General features: G+C 59.9%; 16 protein-coding genes. 11 read left to right on the top strand and 5 right to left on the bottom strand.

What is annotated here, in order from left to right; all coding sequences use genetic code 11:
- The first annotated feature begins 9 nt into the window (after positions 1-9).
- From napG to AC2FLZ_RS12065, 10 genes are all read left to right on the top strand, one after another.
- Positions 10-828 carry a ferredoxin-type protein NapG gene (napG, locus tag AC2FLZ_RS12020; RefSeq protein WP_496882206.1) on the top strand — a complete coding sequence of 273 codons (819 nt, stop codon included), beginning with the start codon at positions 10-12 and terminating at the stop codon, positions 826-828.
- Positions 825-1742, top strand: coding sequence for a quinol dehydrogenase ferredoxin subunit NapH (gene napH / locus AC2FLZ_RS12025; protein ID WP_480477411.1), 918 nt, complete (start codon positions 825-827; stop codon positions 1740-1742). The genes napG and napH overlap by 4 nt, the downstream gene beginning before the upstream one ends.
- Positions 1743-1754: 12 nt before the next feature.
- Complete coding sequence (locus tag AC2FLZ_RS12030; protein WP_480477413.1) at positions 1755-2192, top strand: nitrate reductase cytochrome c-type subunit; 438 nt, start codon at positions 1755-1757, stop codon at positions 2190-2192.
- Between the two features lie 29 nt (positions 2193-2221).
- On the top strand, positions 2222-2914 hold the full coding sequence (locus AC2FLZ_RS12035) for a NapC/NirT family cytochrome c (protein ID WP_480477415.1): 693 nt from the start codon (positions 2222-2224) through the stop codon (positions 2912-2914).
- Between the two features lie 13 nt (positions 2915-2927).
- On the top strand, positions 2928-3185 hold the full coding sequence (locus AC2FLZ_RS12040) for a hypothetical protein (protein ID WP_480520455.1): 258 nt from the start codon (positions 2928-2930) through the stop codon (positions 3183-3185).
- A 485-nt stretch (positions 3186-3670) separates the two neighbouring features.
- Complete coding sequence (locus tag AC2FLZ_RS12045; protein WP_496852840.1) at positions 3671-6871, top strand: adenylate/guanylate cyclase domain-containing protein; 3201 nt, start codon at positions 3671-3673, stop codon at positions 6869-6871.
- Between the two features lie 52 nt (positions 6872-6923).
- Positions 6924-7808, top strand: coding sequence for an encapsulin (locus AC2FLZ_RS12050; protein ID WP_480555386.1), 885 nt, complete (start codon positions 6924-6926; stop codon positions 7806-7808).
- A gap of 14 nt (positions 7809-7822) precedes the next feature.
- Entirely contained in the window at positions 7823-8647 is an 825-nt protein-coding gene (locus tag AC2FLZ_RS12055) for a DUF3237 domain-containing protein (protein ID WP_480494059.1), read from the top strand.
- Complete coding sequence (locus tag AC2FLZ_RS12060) at positions 8640-10763, top strand: hydroxysqualene dehydroxylase (protein WP_496882207.1); 2124 nt, start codon at positions 8640-8642, stop codon at positions 10761-10763. Before AC2FLZ_RS12055 ends, AC2FLZ_RS12060 begins: the two co-directional genes overlap by 8 nt.
- Positions 10764-10767: 4 nt before the next feature.
- Positions 10768-11838, top strand: coding sequence for a polyprenyl synthetase family protein (locus AC2FLZ_RS12065; RefSeq protein WP_496882208.1), 1071 nt, complete (start codon positions 10768-10770; stop codon positions 11836-11838).
- On the opposite strand, the gene AC2FLZ_RS12070 is transcribed toward AC2FLZ_RS12065, so the two are convergent.
- The 4 genes from AC2FLZ_RS12070 to AC2FLZ_RS12085 all read right to left on the bottom strand — a co-directional run bounded on the left by AC2FLZ_RS12070 (position 11829) and on the right by AC2FLZ_RS12085 (position 16336).
- Positions 11829-12299 (bottom strand): hypothetical protein, encoded by a 471-nt coding sequence (locus AC2FLZ_RS12070; protein ID WP_496882209.1) that lies wholly within the window; start codon positions 12297-12299, stop codon positions 11829-11831. The two genes, AC2FLZ_RS12065 and AC2FLZ_RS12070, sit on opposite strands and share 10 nt — an antisense overlap.
- Before the next feature lie 75 nt (positions 12300-12374).
- Positions 12375-13154, bottom strand: coding sequence for a carnitinyl-CoA dehydratase (locus AC2FLZ_RS12075; RefSeq protein WP_480623125.1), 780 nt, complete (start codon positions 13152-13154; stop codon positions 12375-12377).
- Between the two features lie 3 nt (positions 13155-13157).
- Entirely contained in the window at positions 13158-15173 is a 2016-nt protein-coding gene (locus AC2FLZ_RS12080; protein ID WP_496882210.1) for an acetate--CoA ligase family protein, read from the bottom strand.
- Positions 15174-15175: 2 nt separating this feature from the next.
- Positions 15176-16336, bottom strand: coding sequence for an acyl-CoA dehydrogenase family protein (locus AC2FLZ_RS12085; RefSeq protein WP_480520441.1), 1161 nt, complete (start codon positions 16334-16336; stop codon positions 15176-15178).
- 80 nt (positions 16337-16416) lie between these two features.
- On the opposite strand from AC2FLZ_RS12085, the gene AC2FLZ_RS12090 reads away from it, so the two are divergent.
- Complete coding sequence (locus AC2FLZ_RS12090) at positions 16417-17364, top strand: GlxA family transcriptional regulator (RefSeq protein ID WP_496882211.1); 948 nt, start codon at positions 16417-16419, stop codon at positions 17362-17364.
- Between the two features lie 235 nt (positions 17365-17599).
- Here the strand turns inward: AC2FLZ_RS12090 and AC2FLZ_RS12095 are convergent, their stop codons facing one another.
- A complete protein-coding gene (locus tag AC2FLZ_RS12095) occupies positions 17600-18577 on the bottom strand; it encodes an HpcH/HpaI aldolase/citrate lyase family protein (RefSeq protein WP_496716277.1) in 978 nt (325 codons plus the stop codon).
- Between the last annotated feature and the right edge of the window lie 128 nt (positions 18578-18705).

Here is an 18705-nt window from a genome sequence, read left to right on the forward strand (position 1 = left end):
TAAATCCTCATGTCTTTTGCCGACAAACCCCTTTCGCCGCAGCGGCGCCGGTTCCTGCAGGATTCGGCGCGGGCGGCGGGCGGCTGCGTGGTCGCCGGGACGGTGCTGGCCTATCTGGCCCGCGACGCCCGCGCCCTGCCAGCCGAGGCTTTGCGCCCGCCCGGCGCGCTGCCGGAAAAGGAGTTTCTGTCGGCCTGCATCCGCTGCGGATTATGCGTGCGGGATTGCCCATACGATACCCTGAAACTGGCCGAGTTGGGCTCGGACGCGGTGGCGACAGGAACGCCCTTTTTCACCGCCCGGGATATTCCCTGTGAGATGTGCGACGACATCCCTTGTGTCGCCGCATGTCCGACCGGGGCACTGGACCCCGCGTTGGACAATATCGACAATGCGAAGATGGGGGTCGCGGTTCTGGTCGATCAGGAGAACTGCCTGAACTTCCTCGGGTTGCGCTGCGATGTCTGTTACCGCGTCTGCCCCGTCATCGACGAGGCGATCACGCTGGACACCACGCACAACACGCGGTCGGGCCATCACGCGATGTTCATCCCGACCGTCCACGCCGACCGCTGCACCGGTTGCGGCATGTGCGAGAAAAGCTGTGTTCTGCCCGAAGCCGCCATCAAGGTGCTGCCTGCCCGGCTGGCGCGGGGCAGTTCGGCAGAGCATTACCGCAAGGGCTGGGAAGAAAAGGCCGCGAAAGGCGCGCCGGTGGTCGAGGGGATCATCGATCTGCCGGACCGTTTGCCCGGACCGGGCACGGACAATCTGGTCACGCCCGGCGGCTTTGCGCCGGGATATGATCTGCCGGGGGTGGGACAATGAGCGCCCGCACAGATATGCCCACAGGTCACGAGGCCATCGCCAGCAAGGGCTGGATCGGCGCGCATCGCTATCTGCTGCTGCGCCGTGCAAGCCAGCTGTTCTTTCTGGTTCTGTTTCTGCTGGGCCCATGGTTCGGCATCTGGATCGTTCAGGGCACGCTGGCCGGGTCGCTGACGCTGGACGTGCTGCCTTTGACCGATCCGTTCATCCTGTTGCAGAGCATGGTTGCAGGCCACTGGCCCGAGGTGACGGCACTGATCGGCGGGGCGATCGTTCTGGTGATCTACGCGCTGATCGGCGGGCGGGTCTATTGTTCCTGGGTCTGCCCGATCAATCCGGTGACGGATGCGGCCAACTGGCTGCATCGCAAGCTGGACCTGCCGAAGGGCTGGCAACCAAAGCGCGGCACGCGCCTGTGGATTCTGGCAACCGTCCTGCTTGTTTCGGGTCTGAGCGGCATGATTGCGTGGGAACTGATCAACCCGATCACCATGCTACATCGCGGGCTGGTCTTTGGAATGGGCTTTGTCTGGGCCCTGATCGCCGCCATCTTTGTCTTTGACGTCTTCGTCTCGCGCCACGGATGGTGCGGGCACCTGTGCCCGGTGGGCGCGTTCTATGGCCTGATCGGAGCAAAAAGCCTGCTGCGGATCAGCGCCACAAACCGCGCCGCCTGCGATGACTGCATGGATTGTTACGCGATCTGCCCGGAAAATCAGGTGATCTCGCCAGCGCTGAAGGGCAAACCGGGAAGTACCCCGCTGATCCTGTCACCCGACTGCACGAATTGTGGCCGCTGCATCGATGTCTGCGCGGTCGACGTCTTTACCTTTACTCACCGGTTCGACGACCACGTCGTCCAACCTTTCGATCCAGTTGCCGCGCCCGAGCCGCGCGCCGCCAGACCTATCTAGGGGAGTGCCAAGATGAAAAAATCGATCGTTACAGGCGGAATTGCCCTTCTACCCGTATTATTGCTGAGCGGTTGGGCCGTCGCGCAATCTGCTCAGGTTGAATCCCTGCGTGGTGCGGACGTGGATGAGCCGGTGCCGCTGGACCAGATTCACCGCAATGTCGAAGGGCGGCAGCAGCGCAATTACCGGCAGCAACCGCCATTGATCCCGCATTCGGTCGAACAGTACCAGATCGACATCCGTACCAACCAGTGCCTGTCCTGCCATGACTGGACCAAAGCCGGTGACCGCAACGCACCAACGCTGTCGATGACCCATTATCTGGACCGCGAAGGCCGCGAACTGGATCGGATCGCCGGAACGCGGTATTTCTGCAACCAGTGCCACGTACCGCAGGCCGACGCCCCGCCGCTGGTCGACAACGTGTTCCAGCCCTCCGCCGGCAATTGATCCAACGCAAGACTGAAAGGAGCACCGACATGGCCGACTCCCCTGAAAACCGCGGCTTGCTTGGTCGCCTCTGGAACGCGATCTGGACGCCGACGGTGTTGTTCAGTTCAGGCTTTCTGGTCCTGGCCGGATTTCTGGCCGGTATCCTGTTCTGGGGTGGATTTCACTGGACCCTTGAGCTGACGAATACCGAAGAATTCTGTACTTCGTGCCACACGATGGAAACGAACCTGGGCGAATATCGCGAAACGGTCCATTACAACAACCATTCCGGCGTTCGTGCGATCTGTTCCGACTGCCACGTGCCGGATGAATGGAGCCACAAGATCAAAGCCAAGATCATGGCCGTCAAAGACGTCTATCATGAGCTGGCCGGAACCATCAGCACACCCGAGCAATACGAGGCGCATCGCCTGAGCATGGCTTCGGCCGTGTGGAAGAAGATGAAGGAATCGGACAGCCGCGAATGCCGCAACTGTCATAACTTCGACTACATGGACTTTACCATTCAGGAAACACGGGCCGCGTCGGAACACCAGCGCGCCATTGACACCGGCATGACATGTATCGACTGCCATCAGGGCATCGCGCATAATCTGCCCGCAAACTATCTGGAACAGTACCAGAAAATAAGCGAGGCCGTGGAGGGCGAGGTTCTGCAGGAACATGCATCCGCCTCTGGCGACGACATTCGCGCGTTTCTGAACAACAGCTCGAATTGATGTGGGGACGGACATGCTAGACTTACTTGGAACAATCGGCGCCAATGTCCTGGGCCTGCCCGGCATACTAGGGCTGGCGCTTGGAATGATGACCCGCAAGCTGTGGTTGGGCGCGGCACTGGGGGCCGTTGTCGGCATGCTGGAAACGCTGGTTTTTGCGGGCTTTCAGTTTGCTCATGTGGAAGCGGTGGAACTGGGCATCTCGGTTCTGGTCGGGCTTTGCGCGGGCAGCCTTGGCACTGCCATCCGCCTGAAAGGCGCAACCGTCTGAAGAAGATACCGGTTCTGCCCATTTGGTGGAACCGGTATCCTGTCAGGTAAACTTTCCAGCGCCAAAGCGGATGCTTGTGTCGCACGCGACGCGACTATTGACGTAGGGGAAGCGCTTAAGGCGCGCGTCAGTGTCGAAAATCGGCAGGGTCTGATTTTCGCATTTCCACAACTTCGATAAAAGCGCACGAGGCCCTAGCGCCTATGGGAAAACACCCTTCCCCATTACGCGCGGCAAGGCAGTATGCCGGGCCCAGTTTTGCGCGTGAAAAATCAATATGAAACTGAAAGCCAATGATTTGACACGAAAAACTCAAAGTGGAGTGGAATTTCAACGCTACATCTGCCACAGCAGATAACAAGTTAACAATGGTGTCCCTGCGTCATGTGGATTGAACGTAAATTCCTCTCTATTTTTGCTTATACAAATACAATATGTTTTGAGGGGAGTAAGGGGAGAAGGAAAATGGGCGGGGGCGCAGAACGATGACGGGGGTCCTTGAGGCATCGCCGCGTATCTCAAAAGTTCTTCGACTGGCTGATCTGGAAAACCATGCCACCCTGTTTCGGCAGGAAGGCGTGGATGATGATATTCTGGACGAGTTGACAGATCCCGAACTGCGCGATCTGGGGCTAACGGTTGGCGAAAGAAAGCGGTTTCGCAAGGCGCAGGCCCGTCTGAAATCTGAGGAGGCATCGACCCGGCAGGAGCTTAGGTCCGAAGCCGAGCGGCGACAGCTTACGCTGGTTTTCTGCGATCTAGTGGGGTCCACGCAGCTGGCCCAGCGGTATGACCCGGAAGACCTGATGCAGATCATGAACCTGTATCTGGATACGGCGATCGGCACCCTGAAACAGCATGGCTGTCACCTGGCCTACAGGCAGGGTGACGGGATCATGGTCTATTTCGGATATCCAAAAGCCATGGAGGACGATGCCGAACGCGCCGTTCGCGCCGTGCTGGAGACCATTGAAGCCGTACAAAACCTTGAAAACAGGTTTGGCGAAAAACTGGATCTGCGGGCGGGAATTGCCACCGGTATGGTCGTTGTGGGGGTGGTCTCGTCGACAAGTCTTGGGTCGCAGGACTTTCTGGTCGGTGAAACCGCGAACCTCGCATCCCGCCTGCAAGGTCTGGCCGAGCCGGGCGAGGTGGTCGTTTCCGCAGAGACGTGGCGGTTGACACAAGGCGCATTCGAATTCGAGCCCCGTGGCAGCCACAACCTGAAAGGATTTGACAATCAGCGCACTGTCTATCGCGCCATTTCCGAAAGCGTCGCGACCAGCCGGTTCGATGCGCGTGTCGGACAGTCAGCTGTTGATCTTGTCGCCCGGGGCGACGATCTTTCAGTCCTAACGCAGCTTTGGAAAGATGCACAGGCGGGGTCCGGCAGGTTCGCGTTTGTCGGCGGCGCCGCAGGCATTGGCAAGTCGCGGCTGATCAAGTCCCTGTCTGAAACAATTGGCGTCAAACCCTTTACGTTGCAGTGTATTCCGCATCTGGCCAGCCTTCCGCTTCATCCGATCGTGGGAGAGTTGAGGCGGGTTTCAGGCGACAAGTCCGATGATAGCATCCGGCGCGCGATTTCCGACTTTGTTCAGGCCGCCTCTCGTCTGAGCGACACGGATTTGCCTGTTCTTCTGGATATGGCCGGGGTCGAAACGGGCGCAGCGCCGGATCCCGACCCCCTGAAGAAGGCCCGCAAGTCGCTGGACGTTTTGTTGCGCAGCATTGGCAGCCTGTGCGACAGGCGCGGCACCTTGCTGCTGGTGGTGGAGGACGTGCACTGGGCTGACGCAACCACGCTGGACGTGCTGGAGGCGCTGGCATCAGGACTGGACGGGTTCCCGATACTGGTGGTCCTGTCGCATCGCCCTGAATATGAGCCGCCAGAGCATTACGAAGGCCGCGCGGCCCGCATCGATCTGACGCCTCTGGCCAGCAGTGAAGCCTCGGAACTGGTCCGGCGCGTGGCCGAGCCATACAGTTTACCGGTCATCCTGATCAGGCAGATTGTCGAGAAAGCCGATGGCGTGCCGCTTTACATCGAAGAGATGACCAAGGCGGTTCTGGACCAGCTGCCGCAAGATGCGCCGATCAACGCCGAGGTTCTGGATGCCCTGAGTATCCCCGCAACCCTTCAGGATTCGTTGATGTCGCGTCTTGACCGGATGGAAAACGCCAAGCCCATTGCGCAGCTTGGGTCTGTTATCGGGCGCAGTTTCACCTCGGCGATGATCCAGGCGGTGGCGCAGGAAGACATGGATGTGGAAAGCGCGCTGATGCAGCTTATGGCGGCTGGCGTTGTGCTGATCACGGGCGAAGCCGGAACGGCCACCTATACGTTCAACCACGCGCTGGTTCAGGATACGGCCTATAACTCGCTGCTGCGCGAAGACCGGCAGAAGGTTCACCTGAAAATCGCCCGGGCCTTGCTGGCCGGACATAACGCATTCGGAAGCCCCGCCCCCGATACCGTGGCGCATCACTGCGACCATGGCGGGTTGAAGGATGAGGCGGTGTCCAACTGGTTTACGGCAGGTGAACAAGCCCTGTCGCGATTGGCGAACCTGCCTGCGATCTCTGCCTTTCGCGCGGCCCTGCGCAATATCGGAACGATGCCCGCCAATGCCGAGCGTGACGGGTTCGAGCTTCGGGTGCAGATGAATATCCTGCCGGCTTACATGGCGATTTATGGATGGTCCTCCGATCAGGTCGGAGAGACAGCCGCCCGCGCGATGGAGCTTGCCCATGCCTTGGGCGATGGCGAAACCCTTTTTGCGGCCACCTTCTGCCGCTGGACCAATTTCTTTGTCGCGGGCCAGATGAACCGCGCAATGGAGATGGGACAAGCCCTGGACGCGATGGCCGGTATGAGCGGCGACACTGTTCCCAACGTGCTGGCAGCCCGCGCGCTGAGTTTCACGCATTACTTCCGTGGGGAATTTGCGGATTGCGAGCAGCAGCTTGACCGTGCCTTTGCCCTGATCACGCCCGAGCTGGACATGGCCATGATGCCAATGACCCAGTCCTCGACCACGGCGTCATTGCTGGCCATTCAGGGGTGCCTGCTGTGGCAGCAGGGCAAGTTCGATGAGGCGGAGGCCGCGCGCTTGAAAGCCATCGACGTCAGCCGGGCACTGAACCACGCGCCCAACCTTGTCTACATCATGGGCGCGTGCAGCATGTTCCTGCCCTACGCAGGCGAATGGGACCGGCTGGACGTCACTATGAAGGAAGCCCGCAAGATCGCCGACGAGGAAGGGTTCCTGTATCTTCACGCCATGCAGGATATCTACATGGGTCTTGCGCAGGCGGGAAAAGGCGACATCGAGGGCGTTCCGGCCCATATCGAAGCGTGCATGAACCTGATCTCAAAGTCTGGTGGAAACTTTACTTTTCCACAGAATCAGATTGTTCTGTCTGAGTTGATGATCGATCAGGGGGATATTGATCAGGCCCTGGACCGGCTGGAAACCGTGTGTACCCCCGGTTGGGAACGAGGAGAAACGCTGAACAAACCGGAATATCACCGCGTGCGGGCCAAGGCCTTTGCTGCCAAGGGTGATCGGGACAGCGCGATTGCCGAGGTTGAACTGGCATTGGCGCTTGCCAGCGAATGTGGTGCCGTTGTTCAGGAACAACGCGCCGGGGCACTACTGGACAGTTTGACGAAAGCCGAATGAACGAGACGGACTGCCCGGCCAAACAGGGCAGCATCACCAAGAGGGATTTACAATGACCGATGCATTGGATTGGAACACCGAACAGTGGAATGCCGTTAACAAGGCCGTCCATGATGAGGCGCTGCGCGCGCGGGTGGCTGCGAGTATTCTGCCGCTTTATGGGCCGCTGCCAGCGGACACGCAATCTGTTCCCCTGAACAAGCTGGGTCTGATTGACAACGCGTCAGGCGCGGCCAAACGTCTGGAAGTAAATGATTATGACACCCTGCGGCTGACGACGGTTTCCGTCAACGTCTACCTGAAAGGCGCGCAGGTGGCTGATCCGGAACTGGCCGCGGCCATGATCATGTTCCGCCGGGCCGCCGCCGTCGTGGCCAAGGTTGAGGATGACATCATTTTCAACGGCCAGCCGGGCACCGGCGAAGCGCCCAGACATGCCGGTGGCGCACCTGCCGATCTGCCGCCGATCTACACCGTCAGCGGGGGCGGTAAATATCCGGGGCTGTTGGAGGCTGGCGAAGGTCAGTCCATATCGATCAACGGGAAGAAAAAGCCCTGTTCCGGCCCCGAGGTTTTCGAGGCCGTGGTCGCGGGCATCAATAAACTGGAAGCTCACGGATACCTTGGGCCTTTTGCCTGCGTGATGGGCAATGGGCTGTTTCAGGCCGTGACCACGCCGATTGAGAACTCGATGGTGCTGCCGCGTGACAGTATTCTTCCGTTCCTTGACGGCCCGCTGCTGCGATCGGGCACCCTGCCCGCAAACAAGGCTGCACTTGTATCACTGCAAGGTGCGCCGGTCGAGATTGTCGTGCCTTCGGATATCGCGGTGAAATATCTGCAAACCTCGTCTGACGGCGAACATATCTTCCGCGTTCAGCAGAAATTCCATCTGAGGATCAAGGAAGCACAGGCGATCTGCACCATCACGTGTTGACCGGAGATCTGGTCATGGGGGAGTTTACAGACCGGGGCGTGACATTGCGTTGGTCCGAGCTGATCAACGAAAATGGGCTTAATCGGGTGCTGATCGAAGCCGGACCCGCCGTGTCTTCGCATGACGTGGTGCGCGTGATCTGTTCCGAAGATGGCGGCCCCGAGCGCGCCATTCGCGGCTGGCCCTTGCAATGCGACCCCAAGACCGGGTTTCAGCAGTTTGCAGCCATGCTGCCATCTGTGACCCAGGAAAAGACATTGACCTGGCGACCGGTGCTGACGACCGGTGGTCGCGAATATGATCCCGGCCGCGGAAAGGCCCCCGAACCTGCGCCGCCACGCCCGGCAAAGCCAATCACGCAAGTGCCCGCGCTGGAACATGTGGGCAGGTTTGTGGTGCCGTTCAACGACGAGTTCTATCCTTCGGGTGAAACGCCCGACGGTATCTGGCTGCATTTCGGGATCAAAAACGGCGGAACGGTTGACGGGCCTCATCTGAAGGGGACGATCGATCCGCTGGGGGGCGACTGGATGCGCGTGCGGTCCGACGGTGTGGGGCTTTTGCACGCCCGAGCGCTTATTCAACCGGTTGAAGGAGGCGCGCCGATCCTGTTTGAAGATACCGGCGTGTGTGACTTTGGGCCGGATGGGTATGCCGGGCTGGCGAAGGGCAATCTGCCCGCCTCGGCCCCGGTCCGGCTGGCACCGCGATACCTGACATCAAACCCGAATTATGCCTGGATGAACAGGTTGCAGGGTTTCGGCGTCGGGGAAGCAAGCCTGTCCGATATCACCCTGCGCTTTGACGTCTATTCCGCGAAAGGAACATCCGATGGCTGAAAAGGTTGTCATACTGGGCGGTGGCGTGGCCGGAATGAGCGCCGCGCATGAGCTGATCGAGCGCGGGTACGAGGTCGAGATTCACGAGCGCCAGCTGATCCCCGGCGGCAAGGCACGCAGCATCCCCGTGATGAAGGGCGAAGGCGATCACGGGTCCAAGGCGAAACACATCAAGGCGCTTGAAAAATGGGCCGAGATGGACGGTGCCAGTTATCCCCCCGGCGTAAAACGCCCCTGGCTGCCCGGCGAGCACGGGTTCCGGTTCTTTCCGAATTTCTACCGCCATATCACCGATACGATGGCACGCACGCCCTATTACGGCAAAGGCACCTGTTACGATAATCTGATGCCCACCACTCAGGTTCTGGTCAGCCAGTTCGATGACCCAGGCATCATCGTTCCCGAACGGTTTCCCCGCACGCTGAAAGACGTGGCCGACGTGCTCAAGACGGTTGCATTCACGCTCTCGCCCCGGGACCAGATCGCCTATGAGGATGTCGAACATTTCATCGCCTGCATGTGGCGCATCGCGACATCCTGCAAGGAGCGCCGGTTCGATGAATATGAACGCATCGGGTGGTGGGATTTCATCGGTGCCGAGCAGCGCTCGGAAGCGTATCAGAAGTTTCTGGCGATTGGCCTGACCCGTTCGCTGGTGGCCGCCAAGGCGACAACTGCCAGTACAAAGACCGTGGGCGACATTGCGGTTCAACTTCAGCTGGGTATCGCGACGCCCGAGCCACATGGCAACCGGTTGTTGAACGGCCCCACCAACCTTGTCTGGATACAACCGTGGCTGGATTACCTCAAAAGCAAGGGGGTCGTGTACAAGTTCAACTCAAAGGTCACGGGCATCGACTGCCAGGATGGCCGCATCGTCAGCGCGACGGTTGAACAGGATGGCGAAGAAAAGCAGGTCACCGGGGATTGGTTCATCAGTGCGATGCCGATCGAACGGATCGCGCCCCTCATCACCCCTGCGATGACGGCAATCGACCCGTCTCTGGCCAAGCTGCCCCTGCTGGCCGAAGACGTGCAATGGATGAACGGAATTCAGTTCTATCTGACCAAGGATGTTGAACTGACCCATGGCCATGTCATTTTCATTGACAGCCCCTGGGCCCTGACCGCGGTTTCACAAAAGCAGTTCTGGTCGGCCATCAACTTTGAAAACTGGGCAGAAGGCAAGACCAAGGGCCTGCTTTCAATAGATATCTCGGAATGGGACAAGCCGGGGCTGAACGGAAAAACCGCGCGTGATTGTAGCCGCGAGGAGATTGCGCACGAGGTTTGGGAACAGCTCAAGCGCAGCGTCAACGTGGATGGCCAGACCGTCCTGCGCGACGAGGACATGCATTACTGGTTCCTTGATCCGGATATTGTGCAGGATCCCAACGACCCCAAGCGCCAAACCAATGTGGAGCCGCTGTTGGTCAACCGCATCAACAGCTGGCGGTTGCGCCCTGAGGCGGCCACGTTGATCCCGAACTTCATGCTGGCGTCGGATTATGTGCGCACCTACACCGACCTTGCCACCATGGAAGGGGCAAACGAAGCGGCACGTCGGGCGGTCAATGCCATCCTGCAACGCGGCGGATCAAAAGCAGAGCCCTGCCAAATCTGGGATCTGCACGAGCCGGATATCCTGAAACCGCTGCGCGCCTATGATTTTGCCCGCTATCAGGCCGGCCTACCCTGGGACAACCGGTTTGCGGTTGCGGTCGAAGCCGCGCTGAGGATGGGACAGGATTCCGTGGGTGTTGAGCGTGGCGGCGAAGGGCCTCTTGCCGTCATTGCAAAACCGGCTACGGAATACTCAAAACCCGGCGGGATTACCGAAGACCCTGCGATTGCGGACGCGTTGCGCATGATCTGCCCTCCGAAAGAGCTGCTTGACCTGATCGTGGCCTACGAGCCGACGGCTGATCTTCCGATCCCCGGAGAGGAGATTGCAGAGGATGTTGCCTTTGATCTGGGCCGGGACAGCGGCCAGTCGGGGGTGTTGTCCAAAGCCTTGCCGCTGACGGATGCACCTTTTTCGGCGGCCGGACCCAACCTTGCCGAGACGGGCAGGAACGAGACCAAAACCCGTGTGATCATCACCCAGAAGGGATGACCCTTTGGCCACTGGCACAGCACATTTGGATCCTGCGGCACAGCAGGATTTTCTAAAAACGCTGACCTCTTACGGGGATCGGGCCCGTGAGACGCTTTTGCAGCTGTTGCCGACGGGCGAGCCGCAGGCCTATTTGTACGGGCCGATGCGAGATTACATTGAAACCTCGGGCAAGGGGTTGCGGCCCGCACTGTTGCTGGCCACCTGCGAGGCTTTCGGCGGTGACAGCGAGACCGCGAGGGTGTCAGCCGCTGTTCTTGAACTGCTGCACAACGCGTTTCTGATCCATGACGATATCGAGGATCAAAGCGATTTCAGGCGCGGGCGCGCGTGTATGCACAAGCGTCTTGGGGTCCCTTTGGCCATCAATACCGGTGACGGGATGCAATCGCTGGCCCTGCGCCTGTTGCGCCAGAACCTTGGGCCACTTGGCCCTGAAACCGGCATGCGCGTGGTGGACGAGTTTGATCATCTGTTGCAGCAGTCCATTGAAGGTCAGGCACTGGAGCTTGGCTGGATACGGGACAACCGGCTGAACGTGGATGCATCGGATTATCTGACGATGTGTCTGAAAAAGACCTGCTGGTACAGCTTCATTCACCCCATGCGCATCGGGGCGCTGATTGCCCGACCGCATGATGTCGCGTCCGGGGTGTTGAACCTGGACGATTTCAACGCGTTTGGGTTTTTTCTGGGCGCCGCGTTTCAGATACAGGATGATGTTCTGAACCTCGTGGGCTCGCAGGACAAATATGGCAAAGAGATCGGCGGGGACATCTACGAAGGCAAACGCACGCTGATGCTAGGGCGGCTTAGCTTGCAGGCGGACGAGCCCGAAAAAGCACGCCTGTCGGATATGCTGTCAAACCCGCGCGACAGCCGCTCGACGCAGGATGTGGGCTGGGTTCTGGATCGCATGGATCACTATGGCTGCATCAGATATGCACAGGACGCGGCCAATGACTTGCTGGCCTCGGCCCGTCAGGAGTTTGCGCAGGTTTTTGCGGCCACCGAAGAAGTACCCCGCGCGTTTCTGGGCCATTTCATGGACTACCTCGTAACCCGTCAGGTTTGAGCGTTCGCCACCTCATACATCACGAGGATCGAAGTTTGCACTGTACCCGTGCAGGCAATCCGGCCGTGATATTCGCCGGGATCGGCAAGGTCCGGCACGGTTACAATGACGGCAACATCCGTTGACTCGCCGGGGTTTAGCTGGATTTGCCGGGGAACAACATTAACCCGGTTTGCTGGAAGAGTGTCGCCGTTCCGGTTGATCAGGTCACCCGGTTCGAACTGTAATGCGACAGGCCCGCCACCGTTTGGTGCGTCAAAGGACAGCAAAATGGTCGCGGTGCCGCCGGGGTAGCAAGTTTTGCGGCACGCAAATGGCCCCTCAAGCGGCTGTTTCGTGCCCCGTTCAGCCCCAAGCACGCGGCGTGCGATATCCGAGATCGGTTGCGCGTCCGGCTGCGGAGCGATCGGGCTGACCGGAAGCGGCGTGCTAACGTATGGTTTTCGTTCGAAATAAGGCATACCCAACTGTGCACCTGTGACGCGGATCAGTAAATGGGAAATTTACCGGATCCGCGCGACAAACACACCGTGTTTCTATTTGCCTTTCCAGACCGGATCACGTTTTTCAGCAAATGCACGCGCGCCTTCAAGCTGGTCCTCACTGGAATAGAGGACATCCACGCTGCGCAATTGCCGTTTGGTGATGCGGTTCATGGCGTCCTGAAACTTGGCGTCTTCAGCATCGCGCACGATTTCCTTGATGGCCGCATAGACCAGCGGCGGCCCTGACGCCAGCAGGCGGGCGAGTTCCCACGCGCGGTCCATCAGCTGATCAGCGGCAATAATCTCATTCACCAGACCCCAGCGGTTGGCTTCCTCGGCATCAAACCAGCGGCCTGTCAGCAGCAGCTCCATCGCGATGTGATAGGGGATGCGCTTGGGCAACTTGACGCTGGCGGCATCCGCAACAGTGCCCGAGCGGATTTCCGGCAAGGCAAAAGTGGCGTGATCAGCGGCAAGAATCATGTCCGCGGACAAGGCCAGCTCCAGCCCGCCACCGCAGGCGATACCGTTGACGGCGGCAATCACGGGCTTGTTCAGGTCGCGCAGCTCTTGCAGGCCTCCGAACCCACCGACGCCGTAATCTCCGTCCACCGCGTCGCCGTCGGCGGCAGCTTTCAGATCCCAGCCGGGGCAAAAGAATTTTTCGCCCGCACCGGTCAGGATGGCCACACGCAGGTCCGGGTCGTCGCGGAATTCAGCAAAGACTTCGCCCATTCTGCGGCTGGTGATCAGATCAATCGCGTTTGCCTTGGGGCGTTCCAGCGTGACCTCGAGGATTGAACCATCGCGGCGGGTTTTGATCGGGTCCATATCTCAGGCCTTTCTTATCAGGGCGTCCACGGCAACAGCCTTGTCCGGCGTGCACAGGAGCGGGTTAATCTCGACCTCGCCAAGCGTGTCGGCATTTTGCATGACATAGGTCTGAACGGCCTCGACCGCGGCAACAATCGCATCCATATCAGCCGCCGGTTGGCCGCGATAGCCCGCCAGCAGTGGGGCGATCTTCAATTGACCGAGGGCGGAGCGGATGTCTCCGGGCGGGCTGGGCACCAGCAAGGATACCGTGTCGCGCAGCAGTTCGGTCAGCACGCCCCCTGCCCCAAGGGTCAGAACAAACCCATGCGCAGGGTCACGCACCACGCCAATCAGAAGCTCGGCAACGGTTCCGGTGACCATCTCTTCGATCAGGATGTCTTCGGTGCCGATATCAGCCGCGACAGCCGCGACGTCGCCGGCCCGGATGCCCAGCCGAACGGCGCTGTGTTCGGATTTATGCGCAAGCCCGACACCCTTGACGGCAAAGGGGCCTTCCATCTGGTCCGCTGCGGCACGGGCAGCTTCCGCGCCCCGCACCGTCCGGTTTTGCGGGATGCGTAGGCCGCATTCCGCCAGCGCCGCCTTCGAGGCGCCTTCGGTCAGGATTTGGGTTGGTTCCATCATACCCGGCTGCAAAACGGGCGTTGCGGATGGGGCCTTGACCTGCCCTGCGGCGCGGGTCGCCGACAGCGCCTCGCGCAGCCCCATGAAGGGTACAACACCCCCGACCATCAGCTTTTGTGCGATGTCTTCCGGTAAAAGTTCCGGCAAGGTGGCGACAATCGCGAACCGGGCGCCGGTTTCTGCCCGTACGTTCAACGCTGCCTGCGTTGCGCAGGCCCAATCGGTGGAGTCGGTGGTCGGGTAGTCGACGATCGAGAATGTCATGTCGATATCGTCGCCCGTCATGCCCGACCAAGCCCGCGTCATCGCCAGTTCGTCACGCCAGATATAGGTGTGATAATCCAGCGGGTTGTTCAGCGCGACCATGGGCCCGAGCGCGCTGCGCAGGCGGGTCAGCTTTTCACCGCTCAGCCGTGGAAATTGCAGCCCAGTGCCAACGGCCATATCGGCAATCAGGCTCGCCTCGCCCCCCGAACAGCTGATCGAGGCGATGTTGCCCCCCGGCAGCGGCCCGTAGCAGTGCAACAGTTTGAGTGTTTCAAGGAAGTCAGGCAGCGCCGAAAGGCGTGGAATGCCAAGCCGGTCAAGCAGCGCCTGCGCCCCGGCATCGCTGCCCGCCAGTGACGCGGTATGGGAAACGGTTGCCGCCTGCGCCTGTTCCGATGCGCCGACCTTGAGGGCAACCAGCGGGACGCCTTTTGCATGGGCTTTGGCGGCCAGTGCTTCCCATTCGCGGACGTTCTTGAAGCCTTCGATATGCAGGCCCACTGCGGTCACGCGCGGGTCATCGATCAGGGCCGAGGCGATCTGCGCCTGACTGGTCTGAGCCATATTTCCGCAGGTCACCATATAGGCAATCGGCAGCCCGCGTTTCTGCATGGTCAGGTTGATCGAGATGTTCGAGCTTTGCGTCAGGATCGCCACGCCCTTGTCGACGGGCACAACCCCGTGCTGATCCGGCCACAGCAATGCCCCGTCCAGCGCGTTGATGAAGCCATAGCAGTTCGGGCCCAGAATGGGCATGTCACCGGCCGCGTTGATCAGTTGATCCTGCAAATCCCCGCCGGTGTCGTCCTCGGCCACGGCTTCGGAAAAGCCCGAGGCGAAGCAGACAGCGCCACCCGCACCCATGCTGGACAGGACTTGAACCGCTTCAACCGTGGCGTGGCGGTTGATGCCGATGAAAACCGCGTCAGGTGCGTCGGGCAGGTCTTCGATATGGCCATAAACCTTGTGGCCCGAAATGTCAGAAGCCTTGGGATGGACCGGCCAGATCTGACCAGCATATCCCATGCGTTCGGATTGCAGAATAACCTGTTGGCACCATGCACCGCCGCCAATGACAGCGATGGATTTCGGGCGCAGCAGCCGGGTCAGGTCTTTGGTCATGGTCAGGCGCCCAGCGGACGCAGAAGATCGCGGCTGATGATGTGGCGCTGAATCTCGCTCGTGCCGTCCCAGATCCGTTCGACCCGGGCGTCGCGCCAAAACCGTTCGATCGGGAAATCATCCATCAGGCCCATGCCGCCGAAGATTTGCAGCGTCGTGTCGGTGACCCGCGCCAATGCCTCGGAGGCATAGAGCTTGGCCGAGGCGATCTCGCGGTTTGCGGGCAGGTTCTGATCCAGACGCCAAGCGGCGGCAAGGGTCAGCCAGTCGGCGGCGTCAATCTCGGTGATCATGTCGGCAATCTGAAAGCCCACACCCTGAAACTTGCCGATGGGCTGGCCGAATTGCTTGCGCTCGGCGGCGTAGTTCAGCGCATAATCAAAGCAGCGCCGCGCGCGCCCGACCGAAAAGGCCGCAACCGTCAGCCGGGTCGCGTAGAGCCATTCGTTCATCACGGCAAAGCCGCCATCGACCTCGCCCAGAACCTGCGCATCAGACAGGCGACAATTATCGAAATACAGGATACAGTTTTTATAACCCCTGTGGCTGACGGATTTGTAGCCGTCGCGCACTTCAAAGCCCGGTGTGCCGCGATCCACCAGGAAGGTGGTGATGCGTTTTTTGGGGCCTTTCGGGGTCTCATCCACGCCGGTGGCAACGAAGACAATGAAGAAATCGGCGTGTTCCGCGCCCGAGATGAAATGTTTCGATCCGTTGACGACCCAGTCGCCACCGTCGCGCACTGCCTGACATTTCATGCCGCGCACGTCCGATCCGGCATCCGGTTCGGTCATCGCCAGGGCGTCCATCTTTTCCCCGCGCACAGCGGGCAGCAGATAGCGTTCGCGCTGTTCGTCGTTGCAGGCCATGAGGATGTTCTGCGGGCGGCCAAAGAAATGCGTCAGCGCCATCGACCCACGGCCCAGTTCACGCTCGACCAGCGTAAAATCCAGATGCGACAGGCCCGCGCCGCCCACTTCTTCGGGGAAGTTGCAGGCATAGAACCCAAGATCGATACATTTCTGCTTGATCTCATTGCCAAGCTCCAGCGGGACCGTTCCGCTGCGTTCCACCGCGTCTTCATGCGGGTAGATTTCTTTTTCTACAAAGCTGCGGACCGTCGAGACGATCATGTCCTGTTCTTCTGTCAGACCAAACTGCATGGCGCGTGTTCCCTGGATCGGTGGTTGACCAACCAAACGCCATCGCTCATGGTCACGACATGCAGAGATAGATCAGTTTCATGCTAAATTCGAAAATATTATCGCAGCAGTACAATGTCCTTCTGTTCAACGGGTTCTCGAACCATTGCCTTGCGAACATGGTCGAACCGTTGCGGGCGGCGAACACCCTGTCGCAGCAGGCGTTATATGCGTGGCGCTTCTGTTCGCTTGACGGCAACCCTGTTCAAAGCTCAAGCGGCCTTGTCGTCACCCCGAACGGGGCCATCGGCGATCAACAGGGGGATTTTCTTGTTGTCATGCCGTCATATGGATACCTGAAGCTGGATACGCGGTCGACCATGCGTGCCGTGCTGGCAGCGGCCAAGAAACACAAGCATCTGGCCGGGCTGGATACGGGAAGCTGGCTGCTTGCCAGTGCCGGATTGCTGGATGACCACAGGGCGACCATTCATTGGGACGAGTTTTCGCGGTTCGAGGAAAGGTTTCCGGCGGTGGAGGCCGTGCGGGAAAGGTTTGTCATTGATGGCAATCGGCTGACCTGTTCCGGAGCCATGGCAGCCTTCGATCTGGCCCTGACCTTGATCCGCCGGGATCACGGCCCGCTGCTGGCGATGGAGGTCGAGCACCTGTTCATGAGCCGGAACGGGCGTGGCCATTATGACCTGCCTTTGAAATCCGAGGACACGCTGGTCAATCGCGCGCTGACTGTCATGCAGGCGCATCTTGAAGCACCGCTGTCTGTCCGGAGTGTGGCCCGGAAAATCGGATGTTCACAGAAAAGGCTCGAAACGCGTGTTCAGGCGGAACTGAAAACAACTCCGCAAGCGCTGTACCGGCGTCTGCGCCTGAACCGCGCGCGTAATCTGGCCGAGGATACGGAACAATCCATCGCCGAGATCGCGGGGCGCTGTGGATACGAAAACGCCAGTGCCATGACCCGTGCGTTCAAGGCCGAGTTCGGTCAGACGCCGACCGCATTTCGGAACGGAAACCTGTCGGGGCAGTGAACCGGGATTGGCAGGGTTCCGGTTTCAGGTGTCGAACTCGGAAACATCCCTTGCTTTTGTCGTAGCGATTTAAGGCAGCATCCGTTTGCTGGTCAAAATGTGACAAACGTTTTAGGGAGGCAATTTTCGCGAAACGCGGACAGCCGATTTATGTTAGCGCCGTAGTCCGCCCGTCAAAGCGCTGGAGAATATGCGTGGACAGTGCGCCCACGCAAGTCAGTTTTGGTGCGGGCGATCAGGCCGCAGCGATCTGGCTTGCCTTTTCAACCAGCACTTCGGCCTGACGGATCGAGGCATAGTCGATCAGACGGCCATCCAGAGACACGGCACCTTTCCCATCCGCCTCGGCCTCGGCCATGGCGACAAGGATACGCCGTGCCTTGGTAACTTCGGCATCCGAGGGCGACATCACCTCATTGGCAAGTGCGATCTGGCTGGGGTGGATGGCCCATTTCCCCTCGCACCCCAAAACGGCGGCACGTTTTGCGGCGGCCTTGTAACCGTCGGGATCCTGAAAATCGCCAAAAGGCCCATCAATCGGACGCAGCCCGTTGGCGCGCGCCGCAACCACCATGCGGGCAAGGGCGTAGTGCCACATGTCGCCCCAGTGGTTCAGGCGGCCTCCGTCGGCATCCGGGTCGGTCAGAACCGAATAGTCCGGGTTTACACCCCCGATGATTGTGGTCCGCGCGCGAGTCGAGGCGGCATAATCCGCGACACCAAAATGAAGGCTTTCATTGCGCTTTGATGCGGCCGCGATCGCGCTGACATTCTGCATACCAAGCGCGGTTTCGATGATGTGTTCGAACCCGATCCGTTTCTTGTATCCCTTGGCGTCTTCGATCTGGGTCACCAGCATGTCGACCGCATATACATCTGCAGCTGTCCCGACTTTTGGGATCATGATCAGGTCCAGACGCTGGCCCGCCTGTTCGACGACATCCACGACATCCCGGTACATGTAATGGGTATCCAGACCATTGATCCGCACCGACATGGTCTTGTTGCCCCAGTCGATATCGTTCAGCGCCTGAATGATGTTCCTGCGCGCCTGTTCCTTTTCATCGGGCGCGACGGCGTCTTCCAGATCGAGAAAGATGACATCCACGTCCGATTTCGCGGCCTTCTCAAACATTCCGGGCTGGCTGCCGGGCACGGCAAGCTCGCTGCGGTTCAGGCGGGCGGGGGCTTGTTCAATTGGGTGAAAGCTCATGGTTGGGACCTTTCGGCTTACAGGTTCGGGTAGATGGGGAAGCGGTTGCAGAGATCTGCGACCTGGGCGCGGACGCGGGCTTCGACTTCGGAGTTGCCGTCTTCGCCGTTGGCTGCCAGGCCGTCGAC

The sequence above is a fragment of the Ruegeria sp. YKSF131 genome (genome assembly GCF_059612645.1).